Source organism: Pseudomonas sp. BJP69 (assembly GCF_007633355.1).
Lineage (GTDB): Bacteria > Pseudomonadota > Gammaproteobacteria > Pseudomonadales > Pseudomonadaceae > Aquipseudomonas > Aquipseudomonas juntendi.
The window spans coordinates 281,086-303,258 of the sequence record NZ_CP041933.1; the positions used below are offsets into that span (position 1 = coordinate 281,086).

Genomic DNA, 22,173 nt, shown 5'->3' on the forward strand with positions numbered 1-22,173 from the left:
CAGCGGGCCATGGTCACCACCACTGCTAAGGGATGGTGGAGATCACCACGCCCTTGCGGCAAAGGTATCTCCGAGACGGAGATGCCCCGAAAGCTCGGGACATCGCCTGGGGCTGGCCAGCCTTGGCGAAACTACCAATTCCAGCAGTCTCGACTGATATTGGCAGCCTCGCGCCGCGATGGCGGTAACGCCAGCATCGTTACCTGGCATACGGCTGGCGTGAACCCAGGCTCGCAGGTTTCCCGATTTCAGATCGGAGAACATGGAGGTATTCAAACTGCGACCCCCTTTAACTCTGCTGCTGGCCAGAGTTGGCCGGTTTGGTGGTGGGGAATCACCCTGACAGCAGGCCGGAACAGGTGGCCGGCCGCCCTGGTGCAAACTACCCGGATGCTGGGTAGTTATCAGATAATCCGGTGCCCAGCTCGCCACGTTGAGCGCCATCACATCGAGGGCCGCACCATGTCCGTTATTGACTGCGACTACCTTCCCGAGCCTGAGCCGATCCAATTTCCGCCAGAGCTGGCGCTACTGATCGTCAGGAAGGCCGCTGCCATGGCCGAGGCATTCGAGAGCAAGGCGCTCGACCAGATGACCACGGACGCCAGCAGGGCGCTACGCGACGGCGTGGAGCCGCGCAGGATCATCAGGCAGATGGGGCTGTAATTACGGGATTCCCCGTAATGGCCTGGACAAGGTGTTGCTGTCGTCGCAACACCCGCCGGCGAGCACTCACGGTCATTGGGCGGTGAAGCGCCACCCCACTGTTTCGGCGGGGTGGTGCCGGCTATACACAACCCCCTGGGCATCGCTTAAACAATGGCTATACACAACCCCCCTCGCATCGCCATATTTCTGCTGAGCTGCGCCCACCATCTTTCACTGAGCACTGAGCACTGAGCACTGAGCACTGAGCACTGAGCACTGAGCAGTCTCATTCGGGAGGGTAGCTCCTGGAGGGGGTAGGGGAGGAAACGGGGAACGAACGGGGAAAATTCAGAAGGCAATGGCCCAAAAACGAAAAAGGCCCACCGCACGGTGAGCCTAAGTCGTTGATTTATATGGTGCCGGCACCAGGAATCGAACCCGGGACCTACTGATTACAAGTCAGTTGCTCTACCATCTGAGCTATACCGGCAATGGGGCGTCATTATAGCGATCGGTTGGCGCCTGTAAACCACTTCGTTGCGATTGTTCGTAAAAGAGCTAAGTCACCGACCTAAAAGAAGAAATTTCTTACCAGCCGCGGTGCAGGGTGGTGACGCTTGGCTCGCTTTTACCTGGGTTGAAAAACAGCTTGTCGTTGTCGCAGCCGCGCTTGCGGCAGGGGCTTTCGGTGCGCATGGGCAGACCGTTGTCACCGCCCAGCTGCATGCCGGGGTGGTTCCAGCCCAGGTTGTCGCTGGGGTGCGACGCTGGGTGTTGGGAGCAGGCCGTCAGGGCCAGGGCGAAGCTGAGCAGGGCGAGGGGCTTGGTTAGTGGCATGGGGTGGGTCCAATGTCGAATCTGGCGCAATGCCAGAAGATCGCAGGGCCGCTGGGCAGCGCGCGATTCACTTTTTAATGATTTGGGGCGCGGATGATACACCGATGTAGGTGGATTTAGCATGGGATTGCCTGGGAGGGCCTCTTCGCGGGTGAACCCGCTCCTACACTTATCGATTAGCCTGCAGGTACGAAAATTCTGAACCTGGGACCTGAAGGCTTCAGGATCTGTAGGCTTCAGACGTATCCTACGCGCGCCGCCGAAGTATCGCTGTTGTCGGGGAAATGGCTCACGGATAACGTTTCCGGGTCGCTCAGGCGACCGGGTGTGAGAACCCTGCTTCGAATAATGCGCTACCCCTTTATGGCGGCCGTACGTGGGCAGACTTCGGTCTGGCCGGGCTTCCTTATTCGACCGGTTTCTCACCCCGCGTACGGCTGCCACCTGAAATCCGTGAGAAAGATTTTTGGCAGTCCCTTTTCCCCGAATAAGGTTTTGCCATGAAGAAAGAAATTACTGACCCCATCACCACCGCAGGCGTAGAAACCTTCCTCCCCGCCGGCAACCCCTCCCTCAATCTGCTCCGCGTCGAGCCCGGTATCCCGGTCGATGCCGCCTACGAGCATGTCTCCATCCTGATGGGCTACATCAAGCACTTGGTCCGTGAGGGCGATATGGAAGACGACCATAAATTCCTGGGTGCTGCCGATTACCTGTGCGACATGGCCAAGGCGCTGATGAACGATATCGAGATCGCCAAGAACAAGGCGCACTAGGGCCCCGCAAACGCTCCCTGCGCTAACCACAAGAAATGTTTATGCACAAGTGGCATTCGCAGCTTTAGCGAAAGCCATGCCGCATCGCTACACCGCCTGTCTTTGCGCAAATGCCTGTTTTTGCTGGGCTGCAGGAGCGCCGCGGAATAAGCCAGGTGTTTGAAATAGCGCTTGGCTCCAACAGGTAATCACAAGCTTGTTCACAGAGTTATCCACAGGTTGTGCTGCGGCTAACGGTCGCGTTCAGCGAGGATCAACAGGTTGCGTGGGGTCAGTGGATAGTCGCAGAAAAGCCCCAGCCGCACGTCGAAACCCTGCTCTTTCAGGAAGAGGGCGCGATCAAGCACCAGCCACAGCTCCAACGGCCGGCGGAACAGGTTACGCACCCGCTCCAGGTTGCGTACCTCGGCCAGGCGTTGCCAGCCTGCGGCTTCCAGCGCTGCCCAATCAGGGTTGCCGCTTAGCGGCAGGCTTTTGAGCTGCGCCAGGTCACGGCAGTAGTGCTCGAAGGGTTTCTCCAGCCAGGCCACTGGCAGGGAAGGTGTGGGCAGGTATTCGTCATGTTGCCGCTGCTGGCGTTGCAGCAGGTCGAAACCGAGGCGGCGGGCCATGGAGGCGTCGCGCTGGCGCCGCACGCGGGCGCCGGCTGTCACGGTTTCGCTCAGGGGCAGGGCAAGGTCGTCCAGCGACAGTTGCAGGCGGGAGGCTTGCGCGGCTGTGGATAACGCCTGGTACTGCTGCAGCGCGATCCGGTTGTAGCAGCACGGCGCCACGGCCAGTTGCCGGCAGCCTAGCTGGCTGGTCAGCTGCAACAGGCGTACATGCAGGTCGCCACAGGCGTGCAGGGCAACCACGCTTTTTGCACCATCAAGATGGCGGGCGCTGTCGTCGGCCATCACGTCTTGGTGTACGTGCACGGCTGGCAGGTGATGGTGCGCACTCACGGCATGGCCAGCGGCGACCAGTTCGGCATCGTATTCCAGGCAGGTCAGCTGCTGGCCAGGTTGCAGCAGGCGGCGGCCGAGGTGGCCTTTGCCCGAGCACCAGTCCAGCCAGTGGCGGGGCTGGTTGCGGAAGGCCAGGTGGCTGGCGAAGGCTTCGATCTGCTGCCACTTGCGGCCGGGGACCGCTACGTCCAAGCGGTGGGCGGCGGGGGGCAGGTCGGTTGCCGGGAGGTTGCCCAGGGCGGATAGCTGTTCGGCTTGCCGGGCCAGTTGCGGGAACGGGGCCGGCAACAAATCGGCAGCGTCGGGGTGTTCTGCATCTGCCAGAGAGGACTTGCGCAAGTGGGCGGCGAGCTCGGGGTGGGTGGTTTCCCAGTCCAGTTGCAGGGTGGTGAAGGGGCGCGGTTTCCACAGCTGTTGGTGCTCGATCAGGAACTGGTCGAGGGCCTGGAAGCGGGTGCTTAGCTGGTCGCTGTGGAGGTAGTTGGCCATGGGTAGATGTGTGTAGGTTTTAAGGGCCTTCGCGGGCACGCCCGCTCCCACAAGTACAGCGCCAGCCTTGAATATGGCGCTATACCTTGTGGGAGCGGGCGTGCCCGCGAAGCAGTCAGTGAGCGATCAGCGGCCCTGGCTGGCATCCACGCGCAGCCAGCGCTCCAGCAGCTTGAAGCCCTGCACCAGCAAGAACGAGATCGCCAGGTAGAACACCCCGGCCGCGAAGAATATCTCCACTGGCAGGTAGGTGCGCGCGATGATGGTGCGGGCCATGCCGGTCAGTTCCAGCAGGGTCACGGTACTGGCCAGGGCACTGGCCTTGAGCATCAGGATCACTTCGTTGCTGTACGCCGGCAGGCCGATGCGCGCAGCGCGCGGCAGCATGATGTAGAACAGCGTTTTGCCCCGCGACATGCCCAGGGCCCGTGCCGCCTCGATCTCGCCCTTGGGTATCGATTGCAGGGCGCCACGCAGGATCTCGGCAATATAGGCCGCCGTGTGCAGGGTCATGGTCAGCACCGTGCACCAGAACGGATCGCGCAGGTACGGCCACAGCGCGCTGGAGCGCACGGCATCGAACTGCGCCAGGCCGTAGTACACCAGGAACAGCTGTACCAGCAGCGGCGTGCCACGGAAGAAGAAGATATAGCTGAACGGCACTGCGCGCACATACCAGTGGCGCGAGGAACGGGCGATGCCCAGGGGGATGGCCAGGATCAACCCGGCAACCACCGCAATGGCCACCAGCTCCAGGGTCAGCACGGCGCCTTCAGCCAGGCGTGGCAGCCATTTGAAGATGACTTCCCAGTTCATTATTCGGCCCTCGCAAAGCCGCGAGCGGCGCGTTTTTCCAGGAAGTACATGCCAGTCATGGCGATGACCGTCAAGCTCAGGTAGATGCAGGCCGCGACCATGTAGAAGGTGAACGGTGCCTTGGTCACGGTCACGCCGATTTGCGCGTGGCGCATGATTTCTTCCAGGCCGATCACCGACACCAGGGCGGTGTCTTTCATCAGGATCATGAACAGGTTGCCGAGGCCGGGCAGGGCGATGCGCCACATCTGCGGCAGAATGATCCGCGACAGGATGCGGCTTTTGGACAGGCCCAGCGCCAGGCCGGCTTCACGGTGGCCCTTGGGGATCGCCAGGATCGCCCCGCGGAACACTTCGGTGGCGTAGGCGCCGAAGCACAGGCCCAGGGCAATCACCCCCGCAGCGAAGGCGCTGAGCTCAAGGCCGGGCATGTTCAGGGCTTCGCCGAGGGTGTTCATAAGCCCGACGGTGCCGAAATAGATAAGCAGTACCCACAGCAGCTCGGGCACGCCGCGCACCAGGGTCGAGTAGAAACCGCCAAGCCATTGCAGCGGCTTGATCGAAGAGGTCTTGGCCAGGGCGCCAAGCAGGCCCAAAACCAGGCCCAGCAGCAAGGCGCATAGCGCCAGTTTTACGGTCATCAGGGTGCCGGCCATCATGGCCGGACCGAATCCGTGCAGGTCGATATTCATGGGCAGGTCATTCTAGGGACTTGCGCGCCGCGGGGGCGCGCAGGTCAGGGCGGATCATTCGATGCTGAACGGGAAGTACTTGTCGTTGATCTTCTTGTACGTGCCGTCGGCCTTGATTTCTGCCAGGGCCTTGTTCAGGTTGTCGCGCAGCTGGGTGTCACCCTTGCGCACGGCAATGCCGATCTTGTCGCTGTCCATCACCGGCTCGCCCTTGAACTCGAAGTTGGAGCCGTCTTTGCTTTTCAGCCACTCGTACTGCACGTACTTGTCGGCCAGGATGCCGTCGATGCGGCCGGACACCAGGTCCAGGTAGGCGTTTTCCTGGGTGTCGTAGAGTTTGACGTCTACGCCCGGGTAGTTGTCTTCAAGGTAGGTGCCGGCCAGGGTGGCGCGCTGGGTGCCGATGACCTTGCCCTTGAGCGAGGCCTTGTCGGTCTTGAAGTCGACGTTCTTCGGTGCGATGAACTGCAGCTTGTTGGAGTAGTACGGGTCGGTGAAATCGACAGCCTGCTTGCGCTCGTCGGTAATCGACAACGACGACACCAGGAAGTCGAACTTCTTGGCGTTCAGGGCCGGAATGATACCGTCCCAGTCGGAGGTCACGACCGAGCACTCGACCTTCATCTTGGCGCACAGGGCGTCGCCGATGTCCTTGTCGAAGCCGACCACATTACCGCTGGCATCCTTGTTGTTGAACGGTGGGTAGGCGGCTTCGATACCCATGCGCAGTTTTTCTGCGGCCATGGCGTTCGCCGACATCACCAGCGTGGCAGCAGCTGCCAGGAGAAACTTCTTGTAGGTGTGCATGTATTGCTCCGTTAGCGGTGGCTGGACATGAATTGCTTGCAACGCGCCGAGGTCGGGTTTTCGAAGACCTGTTGCGGCGATCCCTGCTCTTCTACCAGGCCCTGGTGCAGGAAGACGACTTCACTGGACACATGGCGGGCGAAGCTCATCTCGTGCGTCACCAGCAGCATGGTACGGCCTTCTTCGGCCAGTGCGCGGATAACGTTAAGCACTTCCTGGACCATTTCCGGATCGAGCGCCGAGGTTGGCTCGTCGAACAGGATGACCTTGGGCTTCATGGCCAGGGTACGGGCAATGGCGGCGCGCTGTTGCTGGCCACCGGAAAGCTGGGCGGGGTAGCTGTGGCGTTTGTCGTATATGCCGACCTTGTTCAGCAGCGCTTCGGCGGCTTCTACAGCCTCGGCCTTGCTTTGGCCGAGTACACGGCGTGGCGCCTCGATGATGTTGTCGAGGATCGACATGTGCGGCCACAGGTTGAAGTTCTGGAAGACAAAGCCGATTTCGCTGCGCAGGCGGTTGATCTGGCGGTTGTCGGCGGCGATCAGGTCGCCGTTTTTGGCGGCCTTGAGCTTGAGGCTTTCGCCAGCGACCAGGATTTCGCCCTGGTGCGGGTTTTCGAGCAGGTTGATGCAGCGCAGCAGGGTGGACTTGCCGGAGCCTGACGACCCCAGGATGGAGATCACGTCACCGTCGCGAGCGGTCAGCGAAATACCCTTGAGAATTTCCTGCTCGCCGTAGCGTTTGTGCAGATTGCGGATTTCCAGCGCGGGCGTGGCCTGAGCCATGTGCGGTCCTCATGTGTACGGGTGCGTTCCCAGCTGTTGGCGGCCTTCCTGGCGTGCGCCAAGCTAGCATAGCGGCATTATGACGGCCAACAGGGTCGCCGGGGACTGTGGGCGCTGGTGGGGCAGTTTGTCGCATCGCTACAGCGTAACGTCGCGCAGATGTCTGCGAAGGTGTCGCCCAGCACCAGTGCCTTGATGAAAAAAGGCGCGATGGTGCCAGCTTTGGGCAGCTCATGGAAGCGGTTTTAGACCATTCGCCAGTAAACCCGACGTTCCAGGTTCCGCGCCCCTCGCAGCAGCGGGTTTGACCGCGAAGGCCTGTCCGGCGTTCCTGGTTGTACCTGTGGGTTGCACTTTTTTGCATTGCAGCGGTGCACGGGTGTTACCGAGGGGCACCTTTGGTGCGTTTGTAAGTGGGTATTTCAGTAATCTGCCTTATTAACGGCCTTTTGGTCACTTCCTGGCCGAATGCCCTCCAAACCAGGCCGTGCAAGGCCCTGGGAGCATTCTGACGAATGCAGTGCGCACCTGGCGCGCTTATTGCCAGCAGGAAACCGCCGATTGCAGCGACGCCTAGTCCAACCCCAGGCGCGCTCCGTAACCGCAGTCGGAGTGGTCCACTCCTTACAAAGGTAGTTTCAATGAGCGGTAACAATACCAATGACCTCGCTCAGGGGCTCAAACAACGGCATGTGACCATGCTGTCCATCGCTGGCGTCATCGGTGCCGGCCTGTTCGTAGGCTCTGGCCACGCCATCGCGGCCGCCGGCCCGGCCGTGCTGCTGGCCTATGCCGCCGCCGGTACGCTGGTGGTGCTGGTAATGCGCATGTTGGGCGAAATGGCAGTCGCCTCGCCTGACACCGGTTCGTTCTCTACTTATGCCGACCGTGCCATCGGGCGCTGGGCCGGCTTCACCATCGGCTGGTTGTACTGGTGGTTCTGGGTGCTGGTGATCCCGCTTGAGGCCAACGCCGCTGCGGCCATTCTGCATGCCTGGTTCCCGGCTGTAGACCTGTGGGCCTTCTCCCTGGTCATCACCCTGGCGCTGACCCTGACCAACCTATGCAGCGTGAAGAACTACGGTGAGTTCGAGTTCTGGTTCGCCCTGTTGAAAGTGCTGGCCATCATCGGCTTCATTGCTGTGGGTTGCGCGGCCATGTTCGGCTTTGTGCCCAATAGCCAGGTCAGCGGTGCCAGCCACCTGTTCGATACCCAAGGCTTCATGCCGAACGGCCTGGGTGCGGTGCTGGCGGCCATGCTCACCACCATGTTCTCGTTCATGGGTACGGAAATCGTCACTATCGCCGCTGCCGAATCTAAAGACCCAGGCAAGCAGATCAGCCGCGCGACCAATTCGGTGATCTGGCGTATCTGCCTGTTCTACCTGGTTTCGATCTTCCTGGTGGTGGCTCTGGTGCCGTGGAACGACCCGGCGCTGGCCGAAACCGGTTCCTACCAGACCGTGCTCAGCCGCATCGGCGTGCCGAATGCCAAGTTGATCGTCGACATCGTGGTGCTGGTTGCGGTGACCAGTTGCCTGAACTCGGCGCTGTACACCTCTTCGCGCATGCTGTTCTCGCTGAGCAAGCGCGGTGATGCCCCGGCTGTTGCCCAGCGCACCACCAAGGCCGCTACGCCGCATGTGGCGGTATTGCTGTCCACGGCTGCAGCGTTCCTGTGCGTGTTCGCCAACTTCGTGGCCCCGGCCCAGGTGTTCGAGTTCCTGCTGGCAAGTTCGGGTGCGATTGCGCTGCTGGTGTACTTGGTGATTGCCGTGTCGCAACTGCGCATGCGCGCACAGCGTGAGGCCCGTGGTGAGAAGATCACCTTCAAGATGTGGCTGTTCCCGGGCCTGACCTGGGCGACCATTGCCTTCATCGTGGCGATTCTGGTGGTGATGGCCCTGCGCGAGGACCACCGTGCCGAGATTATCGCAACGGCGCTGCTGAGCATTGGTGTGGTAGCGGCTGGCTTGCTGGTGCACCGCAAGCGTGAAGCTGCCGGGCGGGTGGCGCTGGATAACTGATCCACGCTGGCTGCACTGAAAAGGCCGCGTCCTGAGAGGGGGCGCGGCCTTGTTTGTTGCCTGGGCCGGCCCTTTCGCGGGCATGCCCGCTCCCACCAGGGGCGGCGTTGCCCTCGGGCTTGTGCTTGACCTGTGGGAGCGGGCGAGCCCGCGAAGAGGCCGGTACAGGCTACATGGCCCTGTCAGCCAAACTGTTTTTGCTGCTGCTTGGCCACCAGCTCGGAGGCCGCTACATAGGCCGCCTGGAACTCATCGCTCTCCAGCCAGGCCATGGTCGCCTCTTCATCGGCGCCGTCGAGCCACGCGCGGTAGGCGGTGAACACCAGCACGATATAGTCGGTGGCGTGTTCTTCCTTGTGCCCCTTGAGCACCAGCGCCAGAAGCGGGTCTACCAGGAATACCGAAATCATCGGCACCAGGCCGCCGCTCTCCTGTGCTTCCTTCATTTTGGTGAACATGGCGTCGTAGCTGCCCGACTCCATCGCCTTGTTGTACACCTGCTCGACGCTGGCGCTGTCACCGGCACTGGCCTTGACCGCCTGCCCGCTGCGTACCATGCGGTTCTGCTTGGCCTTGCTGGCGGCACGCTTGGCGCGTTTTTGTTGCTTGGTAGGGGTGGCCATGAGGGCTTGAATCCTTGGGTGTGTCTGGAAAGTACGCGTATTGAAGCGCAGTTGCCCAGGAAACCCAAGCACCGGAGAGCGAAGAGGCCCCGCGGCTGAGAAATGCCAGACAACAAAAAACCCGCACTAGGCGGGTTTCTTGTTGTCGCTTCGGGTAACTTTGCAACCACCAGAAGCTTGAAGGTGGTGCCCAGAGACGGAGTCGAACCGCCGACACGAGGATTTTCAATCCTCTGCTCTACCGACTGAGCTATCTGGGCGACGAGGTGAATTAAATAGATTTTCTCCCGGGCCGTCAACGACTTTTTCAAAAAATTTTAAATTAATTCCGTCGCTTACGGTTCGTGGGGTCATTCCGAGGGTGGCACGTAGCCTTCCGCCTGGGCGTATTCCTCACCGGCGAAAAACTTGTCCATTTCAGCCTGGAGGAATTTGCGGTCCTCGGCGTTCATCATGTTCAGGCGCTTCTCGTTGATCAGCATGGTCTGGTGCTTCTGCCAGTCGGCCCAGGCTTTCTGCGAGATGTGTTCGAAGATGTCCTGGCCCTTGGCGCCGGGGTAGGGCGGGCGTTCCAGGCCTGGCAGTTCTTCTTGGTATTTGCGGCACATCACGGTGCGGGTCATCAGGCATCTCCTGCAATCAGTTCGTCGGCCGCGCGCTTAAGCAGTTTTTTCACCGGGGCGGCAAGGCCCAGGCGCGGCGGGGTGGCGAGGTTATACCAGAGCCAGTCAGCCTCGGCCACGTGCTCGCCAAGCGGCGCGACACGCACCAGCCAGGGCTCGATCGCCAGCTGGAAGTGGCTGAAGGTGTGGGTCAGGCCATCCATGGCCTGGCTGCCGGCCAGGCGCAAACCGTGCTGGTAGGCCAGGTCGTCGAGTTGGGCGATGTCGTCCAGCTCTGGCAGGCTCCACAAGCCACCCCACAGGCCGCTGGACGGGCGCCGATAAAGCAGAATGGCGCCCTCGTGGTTGGCCAGCAGTGGCATCAGCGTGCGGCGCTGCGGCAGCGCCTTGCGCGGTTTGGGTTCGGGGTAGCGAGTTTCTTCACCGTGCAGGTGGGCTTCGCAGCCACGTTGCAGCGGGCAGATCAGGCAGCTGGGCTTGCTGCGCGTGCACAGCGTGGCACCCATGTCCATCATGGCCTGGGTGTAGTGGTTGGCGCGCTGCTGCGGGGTAAAACGCTCGGCCGTGGCCCACAGCTGGTTGGCCACCTTCGGTTCGCCCGGGAAGCCGCCCTGGGCGGTGAAGCGGGCCAGCACGCGCTTGACGTTGCCGTCGAGGATCGGCGCGCGAATGCCCATGCTGATGCTGGCGATGGCACCGGCCGTGGAGCGGCCGATACCGGGCAGCTCGGTGAGCTGCTCGACACTGCGTGGGAACTCGCCACCATGTTGCGCCACGACGATCTTCGCGGCTTTATGCAGGTTGCGGGCGCGGGTGTAGTAACCCAGCCCGGTCCACAGGTGCAGCACTTCGTCTTCGGGCGCTTCGGCCAGCGCCTGCACGGTCGGCAGCGCCTGCATGAAGCGGTCGAAGTAGTTCAGTACGGTGCTGACCTGGGTTTGCTGCAACATGATTTCCGACACCCACACCCGGTACGGGGTTATGCCCTGTTGCCAGGGCAGGTCGTGGCGGCCGTGTTCGTCGTACCAGTCCAGCACAGCGCTGGAGAACTGCTCGGGGGTCATCGCTTGAACAGCCCCTTGAGCGCGTCTTTCAATTCCGGGCTCACTTTGTCTCCGAGTTTTTCATCGAGTTTTTCGTCGATCTTGTCTTTGAGGCGGTCACCGGCCAGCTTGGCTGCGACCTTGCCCAGGCCGTTCTGGTCCAGGCGGCAGGCCTTGGCGCCCAGCTCCAGCGGGCCGCGGCAATGCAGCGGTACTTCAACCCCCACATAGCGCTCGTTGACCTGGCAGGCCGGGTCCGGCATGGCACGCTGGTCGCCTTCGACGATCACGCCGATGTTGTAGTCCATACCCAGTACACGCAGGTCGAGGTCGCCATGGCCGTTCACGGTCAGGCCCGGGATGCGTGCCTTGAGGTCCGGGTTGCTGGCAACGCCATTGCGCACCACCAGGCTGCCACGCAGTTCCTGGAACGGGGTGTCCTTGCCGCGTGGCTCACCGGTGAGGGTTTTGCGGTTGAGGGTGGCGATGGCCTGGCACAGTTGCTGCTCAAGGTTGGCATTGACCAGCACACCGTCGTTGATGGTGAAGTTTGCACTGCCATTGAGCGTGTCTACCAGTGCCTTCTGGCTGTTGCCGGTGGCGGTCAGATCACTGGTCAGGGTCAGCAGGCCCTTGACCGGTGGTGCCTGCTCCTTGCCGTCGGCCTTGATGAAGTGCTCCACCGGCACCCGTTGGATGCGGGTGCTGACCCCCAGCTGTGGCACGGCAGGGCGCACATCGACCGTGCCCTTGGCGTCGAAGGTGCCGTTGTACAGGCCGCCGCGCAGGGTTTGCAGGGTCAACAGGCCGCCCTGGCCGCTGGCCTTGAGCTGGGCGTCGACGATCGGCAGTTTGTCGAGGGTCAGCGAGCCAAAGGCCAGCTCGGCCTGCAGGTCCAGCGTACGCAGGCGGTCGACCGGCAGCAGCTTGTCATCGCTCCAGGCTACCTGGGTCGGTGCGTTGGGCAGCGGTGTGGTGCCGGCACCGGCAACCGCGCTGGCTTCCTGTTGCTTGACCTCGGCCTGGCGCGCCGCCGTGGCGCCTTTGGCTTGTTCGCTCTTGGCTGGCAGGTAGCGGTCGGCGTCGAAGCTGTCGCCTTTCAGCTGCAGGCGCAGGGCTTGCTTGGCGAAGTCTTCGATGGCGACGCGGCCGCTGAACGAGCTGTCGTCCAGCTTCACCGCCAGGTCATCCAGGCTCAGGCTGCTGGGTGTGCCTTGCAGGCGGGTCACCAGCTCCAGCTTGCCGAAGGCTGCCGGGTCGTTGGTTGCCGGCAGCGGGTGGCCGATGCCGTCCAGGAAGGTGCGCAGGTCGAACTGGGCAATGGACAGGCCGCCGCTCAACTGGGGGGTCTTGTCCAGGTCGCGCAGGTTCAGTTCACCCAGGGCGCGCAGTTGGTTGGCCGAGACTTTCAGGCCGTTCCAGGAGGCGACATTGGCGGCCATGTCGACCAGCAGCTGGCCTTGGGCAACGAAGGCCACCGTTTTGCCGCCGGTCGGTTCACCCGAAGTTTCGCCCGACAGGCGCATGTCCTCGAAGTTGTAGCGCTTGAGCTTGCGGTCGAAACGCAGTTCGCCGGCCAGCTCGGTGCGGGCTTTGATATTCGGCTGGTTGGCACTGACAAAAGCACTGGCCTTGAGCGGGATGTTCGCGCCTTCATGCACGGGGCCGGTGCTCAGCTGGATGCTTTCAGCGCTGTAGCTCTGGCCGGTCTTGGCGTCGGTGTACTGCACCCGGGCGTTGTTGACGGTCAGGCTGTCGATGTCCAGCTTGACAGGGCGTTCGTTGCCGTCGGCGGCCGCGGGTTTCTGCTCGGAGGGGGCCTGGGCCGGCGCGTCGGTGGCAGTGCCAGGCTGCGCAGGCAGCGGCTTGCCAATGTCTTCCCAGTTGCCATGGCCTTGTTCGTCACGGGCCAGGGTCAGGTTCAGGCCCTCGACGCGCACGTCGCTCATTTGCACCTCGCGGCGCAGCAGCGGCAGTACCCGTACCGACAAGCCGAGCATCTGCAGGTCGGCGAACGGCTCTTTGGGTTTGGCCAGGGTGGCGATGCTGGCCTCGTGCAGCTCCAGGCCCAGCCATGGGAACAGGCTCCAGCCGATATCACCGTTGAGGGTCAGTTCGACATGTGCCTTGTCGCGCGCCAGTTGGCGAATCTCGTCTTTATAGTCGTTGGGATCGAATAGGTGGGTCAGGGCGAAGCCCAGCGCCACGATGATCAGCAGCAACCCGAGAAGCCCCAGTCCCAGGATTTTGCCGAACGCTTTCATGGGCGAATCCTTGTAGTCCGATTTTGAAATTCAAGCGGCTGAGTATAGCGCCGCCATGGATATCCCTGCGTATTCGACCAGAGATGCAGGATATTTCCTACGCTTTTAGTCGGTAGTACGGCTTCAAAAGGGGGACATGATCGATTCAGCCAAGCAAAAAAAACACGATATCAGATTGCTTTCACGCGACTCGATCCTGCTAACCTTGCGCCGCTTTGCCTGCCCTCACCCTATAAGAAAAGGATCACGTTCATGACCAGTACCGTCACGACGGGCGCCCCGGCGAGTACGCCAGGCTTCCTGTCGAAGGAGCGCATCATCGCCCGCCCGGGCTTCAACCGTTGGCTGGTTCCGCCAGCTGCCCTGGCCATTCACCTGTGTATCGGCATGGCCTATGGCTTCTCGGTGTTCTGGCTGCCACTGTCGCAAGCCCTGGGTATCACCGCCCCAGTGGCGTGCGCGGCCGACATGGGCTTCGTGGCCCGCCTGTTCAGCGCCGAATGCGACTGGCCGATTTCCATGCTGAGCTGGATCTACACCCTGTTCTTCGTCTTCCTGGGCTGCTCGGCGGCCGTGCTGGGTGGCTGGCTGGAGCACGCCGGCCCACGCAAGGCCGGCCTGGTATCGGCGCTGTGCTGGTGTGGCGGCATGCTGATTTCGGCCATTGGGGTCAAAACCCACCAACTGTGGCTGATGTGGCTGGGTTCTGGGGTGATCGGCGGTATCGGCCTGGGGCTGGGGTATATCTCGCCGGTGTCGACCCTGATCAAATGGTTCCCGGACAAGCGCGGCATGGCTACCGGCATGGCCATCATGGGCTTTGGCGGCGGCGCCATGGTCGGTGCGCCACTGGCCACCGCACTGATGGGCCACTTTGGCAACGCGCAGGAAGTGGGGGTGTGGCAGAGCTTCGTTGCCATGGCGGCGATCTACTTCGTGTTCATGACTGCCGGCGCCCTGGCCTACCGCGTGCCGCCCACCGGCTGGAAGCCTGAAGGCTGGACTGCGCCGCTGAAAAAAGCCGGCAACACCATGGTCACCGACCGCCACGTGCACGTCAGCGTGGCGTGGAAAACCCCGCAATTTGCGCTGATCTGGCTGGTGCTGTGCCTGAACGTGTCTGCCGGCATCGGTATCATCGGCATGGCTTCGCCGCTGCTGCAGGAAGTGTTCGCTGGCAAGCTGCTGGGCAACGAGCTCACCTTCAGCGAGCTGAACGCCGCGCAGCTGGCGCAGATCGCCGCGATCGCCGCCGGCTTCACCGGCCTGCTGAGCCTGTTCAACATCGGTGGCCGGTTCTTCTGGGCATCGTTCTCAGACTACATCGGGCGCAAGAACACCTACTTCGCTTTCTTTGCCTTGGGCGTGGGCTTGTACAGCCTGGTGCCGAACATGGGCCACCTGGGCAATGTGGCGCTGTTCGTGGCGGCGTTCTGCATCATCCTGTCGATGTATGGCGGTGGCTTCGCCACGGTGCCGGCGTACCTGGCCGACCTGTTCGGTACGCAGATGGTCGGTGCCATTCATGGGCGCCTGCTGACCGCCTGGGCGGCTGCAGGGGTGCTGGGGCCGGTGCTGATCACCTACCTGCGCGAGTCGCAGTTGGCAGCCGGGGTAGAACGCGCGGCAGCCTATGACATGACGCTGTATATCCTTGCCGGGCTGCTGGTGCTGGGCTTTATCTGCAACATGCTGGTGCGGCCGGTTGCCGACAAGCACTTCATGAGCGATGCCGAGCTGGCGGCCGAGCGGGCGTTGAGCCATGACAAGGGCGCCGATGGCGCACGCTCGCTGGAGTGGAAAGCCGCGCCGGGTAGCCTGCCACTGGTGCTGCTGGCCTGGGCAGTGGTGGTCGTGCCGTTGGCCTGGGGGGTGTGGATTACCCTGCAGAAGACGGCGGTACTGTTCCATTGATGAGTGATACAGCCGGCTGAATTTGCCGGCTGTACCGGCCCTATCGCCGGCAAGCCAGCTCCCACAGGCCCACCCTACGCTTTGAGCACGGTGTGGCCCTGTAGGAGCGGCCTTGTGTCGCGATGGGCTGCAAAGCAGCCCCCTTCCCTCGGTTGTATAGACCTGTAGCGCTATCAACCCCCCGTCATTGCTCGCTTTGCCATATGTCATCCGCGTTTCAAGCTGGCGCGTTCTGGGCCTATAATGGCACCCTTTTCGCCCAATGATTTTGCGGAGCTGGTGATGGTCGAACGTAAGGCTTCCGTCGAGCGCAATACCCTGGAAACCCAGGTCAAGTGCTCGATCAACCTCGATGGCAGTGGCAAGGCCCGATTCGATATCGGTGTGCCTTTCCTGGAACACATGCTGGACCAGATCGCCCGCCACGGGCTGATCGATCTGGATATCGAGTGCAAGGGTGACACCCATATCGACGACCACCATACCGTCGAAGACGTTGGCATCACCCTGGGCATGGCATTCGCCCAGGCCATCGGTGACAAGAAGGGCATCTTCCGCTACGGCCACGCCTACGTGCCGCTGGACGAAGCGCTGTCGCGCGTGGTCATCGACTTCTCGGGCCGCCCAGGCCTGCAAATGCATGTGCCGTATACCCGGGCCAGCGTCGGCGGCTTCGATGTCGACCTGTTCCAGGAGTTTTTCCAGGGCTTCGTCAACCACGCCCTGGTTACCCTGCACATCGACAACCTGCGTGGCCACAACACTCACCACCAGATCGAAACCGTGTTCAAGGCGTTCGGCCGTGCCCTGCGCATGGCGGTCACCCTGGACGAGCGCATGGCCGGCCAGATGCCGTCCACCAAAGGGTGCCTGTAAATGCAGACGGTAGCCGTAATCGACTATGGCATGGGCAACCTGCACTCGGTGGCCAAGGCGCTCGAGCACGTCGGTGCCGGTAAAGTGCTGGTGACCAGTGATGCGGCGGTCATCCGCGAGGCGGATCGCGTGGTGTTCCCTGGGGTAGGTGCGATTCGCGACTGCATGGCCGAAATCCGCCGCCTGGGCTTCGACAGCCTGGTGCGCGAAGTCAGCCAGGACCGGCCGTTCCTGGGCATCTGCGTGGGTATGCAGGCACTGCTCGAACACAGCGAGGAGAACACCGGCGTCGACTGCATCGGTTTGTTCCCCGGCCAGGTGCGCTTCTTCGGCAAAGACCTGCAAGAAGACGGCGAGCACCTGAAGGTGCCGCACATGGGCTGGAACGAAGTCAGCCAGACCATCCACCACCCGCTGTGGCACGACATTCCGGACCGCGCACGTTTCTATTTCGTGCACAGCTACTACATCAATGCCGGCAAGCCTGGCCAGGTGGTCGGCCGTGGCCACTACGGCGTCGATTTCGCTGCCGCACTGGCCGATGGCTCGCGCTTCGCCGTGCAGTTCCACCCAGAGAAAAGCCATACCCATGGCCTGCAGCTGCTGCAGAATTTCGTCGCCTGGGACGGGCGTTGGTAAATGAGCAGGTCAAAGACCAAGGCCCCGATCATCACCCTGGCCCCTGAGCAGGAGCGCGACGCGCTCGCTACGCTCAAACGCTTCCTCGAAGACCGTTTCGAGCTGGAGCTGGGGTCTTTCGAGGTGGCTGAGGTCCTTGAGCTGTTCAGCAAAGAAATTGCACCCCATTACTACAACAGGGCGATTGCCGATGTTCAGCTGCACCTCAAGGAGCGGTTCGAGAGCATCGAAAGCGATCTGTGGGCGCTTGAAAAAAGCTGAAAGTTGCAAGCTTCAAGCTGCAAGCCGAAGCTGGATCGCCTATCGAATACACGACGCGCATTGCTTGCAGCTTGTCGCTTGCAACTTGCCGCTTGAATTGACGAAGGAAAGAGCATGCTGATTATCCCCGCTATCGATCTGAAGGACGGTGCCTGCGTGCGCCTGCGCCAGGGCCGTATGGAAGACTCCACGGTATTCTCCGACGACCCGGTGAGCATGGCCGCCAAGTGGGTCGAGGGTGGCTGCCGCCGCCTGCACCTGGTCGACCTCAACGGCGCCTTCGAAGGCCAGCCGGTCAACGGTGAAGTGGTCACTGCCATTGCCAAGCGCTACCCCACCCTGCCGATTCAGATCGGCGGCGGCATTCGTTCGCTGGAAACCATCGAGCACTACGTCAAGGCTGGCGTCAGCTATGTGATCATCGGCACCAAGGCGGTCAAGCAGCCAGCGTTCGTCGCCGAGGCGTGCAAGGCCTTCCCGGGCAAGGTCATCGTTGGCCTGGATGCCAAGGACGGCTTCGTCGCCACCGACGGCTGGGCCGAAGTCAGCTCGGTGCAGGTCATCGACCTGGCCAAGCGTTTCGAGGCCGATGGCGTTTCGGCGATCGTCTACACCGACATCGCCAAGGACGGCATGATGCAAGGCTGCAACGTGCCATTCACCAAGGCATTGGCCGAAGCCACCTCGATTCCGGTAATTGCCTCGGGCGGCATTCACAACCTGGGTGACATCAAGGCTCTGCTGGACGCCAAGGCTCCCGGCATCATCGGCGCCATCACCGGCCGTGCCATCTACGAAGGCACCCTCGACGTGGCCGAGGCCCAGGCCTTCTGCGACAACTATTGAATAGGAGCGGCAAGCTGCAAGCTGCAAGCTGCAAGAGAAAAGCCGGACCGCGTACTGCTTTATCTTGCAGCTTGCCGCTTGAAGCTTGCAGCTGCCCCCAGGAGCTTCCATGGCTTTAGCTAAACGCATCATCCCTTGCCTGGACGTGGACAACGGCCGGGTGGTCAAGGGCGTCAAGTTCGAGAACATCCGTGATGCCGGCGACCCGGTGGAAATTGCCCGTCGCTACAACGAGCAGGGTGCCGACGAAATCACCTTCCTCGACATCACCGCCAGCGTCGATGGCCGCGATACCACCCTGCATACCGTCGAGCGCATGGCCAGCCAGGTGTTCATCCCGCTGACCGTGGGCGGTGGCGTGCGTACCGTGCAGGACATCCGCAACCTGCTCAATGCCGGGGCAGACAAGGTGTCGATCAACACCGCCGCGGTGTTCAACCCGGAGTTCGTGGGCGAGGCGGCAGACCGTTTTGGCTCGCAGTGCATTGTCGTGGCCATCGACGCCAAGAAGGTGTCCGGGCCGGGTGAAGAACCCCGCTGGGAAATCTTCACCCACGGTGGGCGCAAGCCGACCGGGCTGGATGCGGTGGCATGGGCGAAGAAGATGGAGGGCCTGGGTGCCGGCGAGATCCTGCTGACCAGCATGGACCAGGACGGCATGAAGAGCGGCTTCGACCTGGGTGTTACCCGGGCCATCAGCGATGCGCTGGGTATTCCAGTGATTGCCTCGGGCGGGGTGGGTAACCTGCAGCACCTGGCTGACGGTATTGTGCAAGGGCATGCCAGCGCGGTGCTGGCGGCCAGCATCTTCCACTTTGGCGAGTACACGGTGCCGGAGGCCAAGGCCTACATGGCATCGCGCGGGATCGTCGTTCGCTGAAACATTGATTGGGGCTGCTTGGCAGCCCTTCGCGGGCACGCCCGCTCCTACACTGTGGGAGCGGGCGTGCCCGCGAAAGGGCCGCAGCGCGGCCCCAATTGCATCACCCGTGGTTCTTGCCAAGCAATGCGTGATACAGCTCGGTATCCCCCAGAATCCCCACCAGTTTGTCGTTCTCCTGCAGCACCAGCTTGTTGCCGGTGTGGTAGCGAATCTGCAGCGCTTCACGCATGCCGATGTCCGCATGCACCAGCGTCGGCCGACGCCCCAGGCCTTCCACCGACTGCCCCGGCGCCCATTGCTGCATCTCCAGGCCGTTTTGCCCTTGGCGTGCGCGCTTGATCGAGTTGCCTTCGCCCAGGTCCAGCCACGAGTCGCCGCTCGGGTCGAGGCACACCGAACCATTGACCCGTTTGCAGTTGTCCAGGCTGCGCATCAGGCTGCGGCCGCAAAGTACGTTTAGCGGGTTGGTGTGGGCGACGAAGGTACGCACGTACTCGTCGGCCGGGTTTAGCACGATTTCTTCCGGCTTGCTGTACTGGATGATCCGGCCATCTTTCATGATCGCGATACGGCTACCCAGCTTCAACGCCTCGTCCAGGTCATGGCTGACGAATACGATGGTCTTGCTCAGTTTTGCCTGCAGGCCCAGCAGTTCGTCCTGCAAGCCCTGGCGGATCAGCGGGTCCAGTGCCGAGAAGGGTTCGTCCATCAGCAGGATGTCGGCGTCCATCGCCAGCGCGCGGGCCAGGCCAACACGTTGCTGCATGCCGCCCGACAGTTCGTCCGGCTTCTTGTTGCGCCACTGGGTCAGGCCCACCAGCTCAAGCTTCTCGTCGACCAGCTTGCGCCGTTCTTTTTCTGGCCGGCCCTGCATTTCCAGGCCAAAGCTGATGTTCTCGCGTACCGTCAGCCAGGGCATCAGGGCGAACTTCTGGAACACCATGGCAATGCGCTTGGTGCGCATCATTTTCAGCTCGGCCGGGGTGCAGTGGGCGATGTCGATGTGCTTGCCTTCATGTTCGACAAACAGCTTGCCGCGGCTGACGGTGTTCAGGCCGTTGATGCAGCGCAGTAGGCTCGACTTGCCCGAACCGGAAAGGCCCATCAATACGCAGATCTCGCCCTTCTGGATGTCCAGGTTGGCTTTTTCTACGCCCACCACCAGGCCGGTCTGCTTGAGGATCTGCTCGCGAGTCTGGCCTTTGTCCAGCAGTGCCAGCGCCTCGCGTGGCTTGTTGGAGAAAATGACGTCGACGTCTTCGAAACGAATGATGCTCATGCTTCACCCCTTACCGGCAGTTCCGGTTGCTTGCAGATACGGTCGAGCATGATCGCCAGCAGCACGATCGCCAGGCCCGCTTCGAAGCCCAGGGAAATATCGGCGGTGTTCAGTGCGTTGACCACAGGTTTGCCCAGGCCGTCAGCGCCGACCAGGGCGGCGATCACCACCATCGACAGCGACAACATGATGCACTGGGTAACGCCGGCGGCGATGCTGGGCATCGCATGCGGCAGTTCGATACGGGTGAGCAGTTGGCGGCGCGAGCAGCCAAACGCCTTGCCGGCGTCCATCAGCTCCTGCGGTACGTCGCAGATGCCCAGATAGGTGAGGCGGATAGGGGCGGCAATGGCGAACACCACGGTCGAGATCAGCCCTGGCACCACGCCCAGGCCGAACAGCGTCAGGGTGGGGATCAGGTACACGAAGGTGGGTACCGTTTGCATCAGGTCGAGCACCGGGCGCATGGCGGTGTAGAACATGGGTTTGTGCGCGGCGACGATGCCCAGCGGCACACCGATGGCCACGCACACCACGGTGGCGAAGGTCACTTGTGCCAGGGTTTCCATGGTTTCCTGCCAGTAACCCAGGTTGAGAATCAACAGGAACGACAGGGCGACGAATGCGGTCAGCGACCATTTACGCTGGATGAGGTGCGCCAGGGCGGCGAACAGGGCGGTGAGGACGAACGGGTTGAACCAGGTCAAGGCACTGGTGACGCCGTGGATCATGAACTCCAGGCCCTGTGCGATGGCGTCGAAGTAATTCGCGCCGTGCAGGGTCAGCCATTCAACGAACGAGGCGATGTACTGACCCAGCGGTATTTTCTGATCGATAAGCATGATAGCGAGCTTCCACCTGCATAGATTGAACTCAACCCGGGGCAGGCACGGTCTTGCCCCGAGGTAGCGCTATGGCGAATTGCGTTATTGCGTCAGCTTGGCCTTGGCCGCCTCCAGGCCGGGTTTGCCATCCACGGTAGTCACGCCGGCCAGCCAGGTGTCCAGCTTGCCTGGGTTGTCCTTGAGCCATTTCTTGGCAGCGGCCTCGGGCTTCATCTTGTCGTCCAGGACGTAGCCCATCATGGTGCTTTCATCCTTGAGCTCGAACGACAGGTTCTTCAGCAGTTGGCCAACGTTGCTGCACTCCTGCACGTAGCCTTTGCGGGTGTTGGTGTATACGGTCGCCTTGCCGAAGTCGGGGCCGAAGTAATCGTCCCCGCCGGTCAGGTACTGCATCTTGAAGCGGGTGTTCATCGGGTGCGGTTCCCAGCCCAGGAACACCATGGCTTCGCCACGCTTCTGCGCCCGGTCGACCTGCGACAGCATGCCGGCCTCGCTGGACTGCACCAGCTTGAAGCCGGCGTCTTTCAGGCCGAAGGCGTTCTTGTCGATCATGCTCTGGATGGTGCGGTTGCCATCGTTGCCGGGTTCGATGCCGTAGATCTTGCCGCCCAGCTCCTGCTTGAACTTGGCAATGTCGCTGAAATCCTTCAGGCCCTTGTCATACAGCGCCTGGGGCACGGCCAGGGTGTACTTGGCGTTTTCCAGGTTGGCGCGCACGGTGTCCACAGTGCCGGCGTCGCGGTACTGCTTGATATCGTTTTCCATGGTCGGCATCCAGTTGCCGAGAAACACATCCAGGTCCTTGCCGGTAGCCAGCGACTTGTAGGTCACCGGTACCGAGATCATGGTGGTGTGGGTTTTGTAACCCAGTGCTTCGAGCACAACGCTGGTGGTCGCAGTGGTGACCGTGATGTCGGTCCAGCCGACATCGGAGAAACGGACCGTCTGGCACTGCTCGGGCTCGGCGGCCTGAGCCAGCAACGGTGCGGACAGCAACGCAACCAGCAACAGCGAGGGTGTACCTTTCATGGGTGGACTCCTGAGATTTTGTCTTCGGGTTCGCGTGGGTCGCCGAACGTTCTGACGGTCCGGTCGACCAGGCCTGCAGAGGGCAGGATGCGTGGCCGTGCTTTACGAGTCGCTTTCGATAATCCTCCACCGCCGGGCAATCGCCTACTGGTAGGGTCGTATCCAGTACGGAACGGGTCGTATCCAGTATGGGCGATGTCGCTTATGGATTTTTCCAACCCCTC

The 22,173-nt window shown here is 62.0% G+C and carries 22 protein-coding genes and 2 tRNA genes; 9 read left to right on the top strand and 15 right to left on the bottom strand.

What is annotated here, in order from left to right; all coding sequences use genetic code 11:
* The first annotated feature begins 462 nt into the window (after positions 1 to 462).
* A complete protein-coding gene (locus FPB55_RS01285; protein WP_144187394.1) occupies positions 463 to 666 on the top strand; it encodes a hypothetical protein in 204 nt (67 codons plus the stop codon).
* A gap of 396 nt (positions 667 to 1,062) precedes the next feature.
* On the opposite strand, the gene FPB55_RS01290 is transcribed toward FPB55_RS01285, so the two are convergent.
* A tRNA-Thr gene (locus FPB55_RS01290) sits at positions 1,063 to 1,138 on the bottom strand.
* A gap of 98 nt (positions 1,139 to 1,236) precedes the next feature.
* Positions 1,237 to 1,485, bottom strand: coding sequence for a hypothetical protein (locus tag FPB55_RS01295; RefSeq protein WP_009682865.1), 249 nt, complete (start codon positions 1,483 to 1,485; stop codon positions 1,237 to 1,239).
* Between the two features lie 500 nt (positions 1,486 to 1,985).
* Between FPB55_RS01295 and FPB55_RS01300 the strand changes: the two genes are divergently transcribed.
* The gene (locus tag FPB55_RS01300; protein WP_029885296.1) at positions 1,986 to 2,261 is read left to right on the top strand and encodes a DUF3077 domain-containing protein; all 276 of its coding nucleotides are present in this window, start codon (positions 1,986 to 1,988) and stop codon (positions 2,259 to 2,261) included.
* 230 nt (positions 2,262 to 2,491) lie between these two features.
* Here FPB55_RS01300 and FPB55_RS01305 read toward each other — a convergent pair whose 3' ends face one another.
* The 5 genes from FPB55_RS01305 to FPB55_RS01325 all read right to left on the bottom strand — a co-directional run bounded on the left by FPB55_RS01305 (position 2,492) and on the right by FPB55_RS01325 (position 6,797).
* A complete protein-coding gene (locus FPB55_RS01305) occupies positions 2,492 to 3,697 on the bottom strand; it encodes a methyltransferase (protein ID WP_115293253.1) in 1,206 nt (401 codons plus the stop codon).
* Between the two features lie 126 nt (positions 3,698 to 3,823).
* Positions 3,824 to 4,513, bottom strand: a complete 690-nt coding sequence (locus tag FPB55_RS01310; RefSeq protein WP_009682869.1) for an ABC transporter permease — start codon at positions 4,511 to 4,513, stop codon at positions 3,824 to 3,826.
* Complete coding sequence (locus FPB55_RS01315) at positions 4,513 to 5,205, bottom strand: ABC transporter permease (RefSeq protein ID WP_115293254.1); 693 nt, start codon at positions 5,203 to 5,205, stop codon at positions 4,513 to 4,515. The genes FPB55_RS01310 and FPB55_RS01315 overlap by 1 nt, the downstream gene beginning before the upstream one ends.
* Positions 5,206 to 5,259: 54 nt before the next feature.
* On the bottom strand, positions 5,260 to 6,012 hold the full coding sequence (locus FPB55_RS01320) for an ABC transporter substrate-binding protein (RefSeq protein WP_009682871.1): 753 nt from the start codon (positions 6,010 to 6,012) through the stop codon (positions 5,260 to 5,262).
* 11 nt (positions 6,013 to 6,023) lie between these two features.
* Positions 6,024 to 6,797, bottom strand: coding sequence for an ABC transporter ATP-binding protein (locus FPB55_RS01325; protein ID WP_009682872.1), 774 nt, complete (start codon positions 6,795 to 6,797; stop codon positions 6,024 to 6,026).
* Positions 6,798 to 7,438: 641 nt separating this feature from the next.
* Here FPB55_RS01325 and gabP point away from each other — a divergent pair.
* Positions 7,439 to 8,824 carry a GABA permease gene (gene gabP, locus FPB55_RS01330; protein ID WP_009682873.1) on the top strand — a complete coding sequence of 462 codons (1,386 nt, stop codon included), beginning with the start codon at positions 7,439 to 7,441 and terminating at the stop codon, positions 8,822 to 8,824.
* A gap of 182 nt (positions 8,825 to 9,006) precedes the next feature.
* Here the strand turns inward: gabP and FPB55_RS01335 are convergent, their stop codons facing one another.
* The 5 genes from FPB55_RS01335 to FPB55_RS01355 form a co-directional block, all read right to left on the bottom strand.
* Positions 9,007 to 9,447, bottom strand: coding sequence for a hypothetical protein (locus FPB55_RS01335; RefSeq protein WP_009682874.1), 441 nt, complete (start codon positions 9,445 to 9,447; stop codon positions 9,007 to 9,009).
* Positions 9,448 to 9,631: 184 nt separating this feature from the next.
* A tRNA-Phe gene (locus FPB55_RS01340) sits at positions 9,632 to 9,707 on the bottom strand.
* Between the two features lie 90 nt (positions 9,708 to 9,797).
* Positions 9,798 to 10,070: an oxidative damage protection protein gene (locus FPB55_RS01345; RefSeq protein WP_009682876.1), complete on the bottom strand. Its 273-nt coding sequence runs from the start codon at positions 10,068 to 10,070 to the stop codon at positions 9,798 to 9,800.
* Positions 10,070 to 11,134, bottom strand: a complete 1,065-nt coding sequence (mutY, locus tag FPB55_RS01350; RefSeq protein WP_115293256.1) for an A/G-specific adenine glycosylase — start codon at positions 11,132 to 11,134, stop codon at positions 10,070 to 10,072. Before mutY ends, FPB55_RS01345 begins: the two co-directional genes overlap by 1 nt.
* Positions 11,131 to 13,377 (bottom strand): AsmA family protein, encoded by a 2,247-nt coding sequence (locus FPB55_RS01355; protein ID WP_009682878.1) that lies wholly within the window; start codon positions 13,375 to 13,377, stop codon positions 11,131 to 11,133. The genes mutY and FPB55_RS01355 overlap by 4 nt, the downstream gene beginning before the upstream one ends.
* A gap of 252 nt (positions 13,378 to 13,629) precedes the next feature.
* Between FPB55_RS01355 and FPB55_RS01360 the strand changes: the two genes are divergently transcribed.
* The 6 genes from FPB55_RS01360 to hisF all read left to right on the top strand — a co-directional run bounded on the left by FPB55_RS01360 (position 13,630) and on the right by hisF (position 18,793).
* Positions 13,630 to 15,291, top strand: coding sequence for an OFA family MFS transporter (locus FPB55_RS01360; RefSeq protein WP_047150101.1), 1,662 nt, complete (start codon positions 13,630 to 13,632; stop codon positions 15,289 to 15,291).
* 282 nt (positions 15,292 to 15,573) lie between these two features.
* Positions 15,574 to 16,167 carry an imidazoleglycerol-phosphate dehydratase HisB gene (gene hisB, locus FPB55_RS01365; RefSeq protein ID WP_009682881.1) on the top strand — a complete coding sequence of 198 codons (594 nt, stop codon included), beginning with the start codon at positions 15,574 to 15,576 and terminating at the stop codon, positions 16,165 to 16,167.
* Entirely contained in the window at positions 16,168 to 16,806 is a 639-nt protein-coding gene (gene hisH, locus FPB55_RS01370; protein WP_009682882.1) for an imidazole glycerol phosphate synthase subunit HisH, read from the top strand. It abuts the gene before it with no gap.
* Positions 16,807 to 17,067: a DUF2164 domain-containing protein gene (locus FPB55_RS01375; protein ID WP_009682883.1), complete on the top strand. Its 261-nt coding sequence runs from the start codon at positions 16,807 to 16,809 to the stop codon at positions 17,065 to 17,067.
* Between the two features lie 114 nt (positions 17,068 to 17,181).
* Complete coding sequence (hisA, locus tag FPB55_RS01380; protein WP_009682884.1) at positions 17,182 to 17,913, top strand: 1-(5-phosphoribosyl)-5-[(5-phosphoribosylamino)methylideneamino]imidazole-4-carboxamide isomerase; 732 nt, start codon at positions 17,182 to 17,184, stop codon at positions 17,911 to 17,913.
* Positions 17,914 to 18,022: 109 nt separating this feature from the next.
* Positions 18,023 to 18,793 (top strand): imidazole glycerol phosphate synthase subunit HisF, encoded by a 771-nt coding sequence (gene hisF / locus FPB55_RS01385; protein ID WP_144187396.1) that lies wholly within the window; start codon positions 18,023 to 18,025, stop codon positions 18,791 to 18,793.
* 103 nt (positions 18,794 to 18,896) lie between these two features.
* Here hisF and choV read toward each other — a convergent pair whose 3' ends face one another.
* The 3 genes from choV to FPB55_RS01400 all read right to left on the bottom strand — a co-directional run bounded on the left by choV (position 18,897) and on the right by FPB55_RS01400 (position 21,949).
* A complete protein-coding gene (choV, locus tag FPB55_RS01390) occupies positions 18,897 to 20,075 on the bottom strand; it encodes a choline ABC transporter ATP-binding protein (RefSeq protein ID WP_009682886.1) in 1,179 nt (392 codons plus the stop codon).
* Positions 20,072 to 20,920 (bottom strand): choline ABC transporter permease subunit, encoded by an 849-nt coding sequence (choW, locus tag FPB55_RS01395; RefSeq protein ID WP_172828412.1) that lies wholly within the window; start codon positions 20,918 to 20,920, stop codon positions 20,072 to 20,074. Before choW ends, choV begins: the two co-directional genes overlap by 4 nt.
* A gap of 81 nt (positions 20,921 to 21,001) precedes the next feature.
* A complete protein-coding gene (locus tag FPB55_RS01400; RefSeq protein ID WP_009682888.1) occupies positions 21,002 to 21,949 on the bottom strand; it encodes a choline ABC transporter substrate-binding protein in 948 nt (315 codons plus the stop codon).
* Between the last annotated feature and the right edge of the window lie 224 nt (positions 21,950 to 22,173).

What these genes read in the sequence shown, in the direction of transcription:
- FPB55_RS01285 (WP_144187394.1), top strand. Translation starts at nt 463, where the DNA reads ATGTCCGTTATTGACTGCGACTACCTTCCCGAGCCTGAGCCGATCCAA.
- FPB55_RS01295 (WP_009682865.1), bottom strand. Translation starts at nt 1,485, where the DNA reads ATGCCACTAACCAAGCCCCTCGCCCTGCTCAGCTTCGCCCTGGCCCTG.
- FPB55_RS01300 (WP_029885296.1), top strand. Translation starts at nt 1,986, where the DNA reads ATGAAGAAAGAAATTACTGACCCCATCACCACCGCAGGCGTAGAAACC.
- FPB55_RS01305 (WP_115293253.1), bottom strand. Translation starts at nt 3,697, where the DNA reads ATGGCCAACTACCTCCACAGCGACCAGCTAAGCACCCGCTTCCAGGCC.
- FPB55_RS01310 (WP_009682869.1), bottom strand. Translation starts at nt 4,513, where the DNA reads ATGAACTGGGAAGTCATCTTCAAATGGCTGCCACGCCTGGCTGAAGGC.
- FPB55_RS01315 (WP_115293254.1), bottom strand. Translation starts at nt 5,205, where the DNA reads ATGAATATCGACCTGCACGGATTCGGTCCGGCCATGATGGCCGGCACC.
- FPB55_RS01320 (WP_009682871.1), bottom strand. Translation starts at nt 6,012, where the DNA reads ATGCACACCTACAAGAAGTTTCTCCTGGCAGCTGCTGCCACGCTGGTG.
- FPB55_RS01325 (WP_009682872.1), bottom strand. Translation starts at nt 6,797, where the DNA reads ATGGCTCAGGCCACGCCCGCGCTGGAAATCCGCAATCTGCACAAACGC.
- gabP (WP_009682873.1), top strand. Translation starts at nt 7,439, where the DNA reads ATGAGCGGTAACAATACCAATGACCTCGCTCAGGGGCTCAAACAACGG.
- FPB55_RS01335 (WP_009682874.1), bottom strand. Translation starts at nt 9,447, where the DNA reads ATGGCCACCCCTACCAAGCAACAAAAACGCGCCAAGCGTGCCGCCAGC.
- FPB55_RS01345 (WP_009682876.1), bottom strand. Translation starts at nt 10,070, where the DNA reads ATGACCCGCACCGTGATGTGCCGCAAATACCAAGAAGAACTGCCAGGC.
- mutY (WP_115293256.1), bottom strand. Translation starts at nt 11,134, where the DNA reads ATGACCCCCGAGCAGTTCTCCAGCGCTGTGCTGGACTGGTACGACGAA.
- FPB55_RS01355 (WP_009682878.1), bottom strand. Translation starts at nt 13,377, where the DNA reads ATGAAAGCGTTCGGCAAAATCCTGGGACTGGGGCTTCTCGGGTTGCTG.
- FPB55_RS01360 (WP_047150101.1), top strand. Translation starts at nt 13,630, where the DNA reads ATGACCAGTACCGTCACGACGGGCGCCCCGGCGAGTACGCCAGGCTTC.
- hisB (WP_009682881.1), top strand. Translation starts at nt 15,574, where the DNA reads ATGGTCGAACGTAAGGCTTCCGTCGAGCGCAATACCCTGGAAACCCAG.
- hisH (WP_009682882.1), top strand. Translation starts at nt 16,168, where the DNA reads ATGCAGACGGTAGCCGTAATCGACTATGGCATGGGCAACCTGCACTCG.
- FPB55_RS01375 (WP_009682883.1), top strand. Translation starts at nt 16,807, where the DNA reads ATGAGCAGGTCAAAGACCAAGGCCCCGATCATCACCCTGGCCCCTGAG.
- hisA (WP_009682884.1), top strand. Translation starts at nt 17,182, where the DNA reads ATGCTGATTATCCCCGCTATCGATCTGAAGGACGGTGCCTGCGTGCGC.
- hisF (WP_144187396.1), top strand. Translation starts at nt 18,023, where the DNA reads ATGGCTTTAGCTAAACGCATCATCCCTTGCCTGGACGTGGACAACGGC.
- choV (WP_009682886.1), bottom strand. Translation starts at nt 20,075, where the DNA reads ATGAGCATCATTCGTTTCGAAGACGTCGACGTCATTTTCTCCAACAAG.
- FPB55_RS01400 (WP_009682888.1), bottom strand. Translation starts at nt 21,949, where the DNA reads ATGAAAGGTACACCCTCGCTGTTGCTGGTTGCGTTGCTGTCCGCACCG.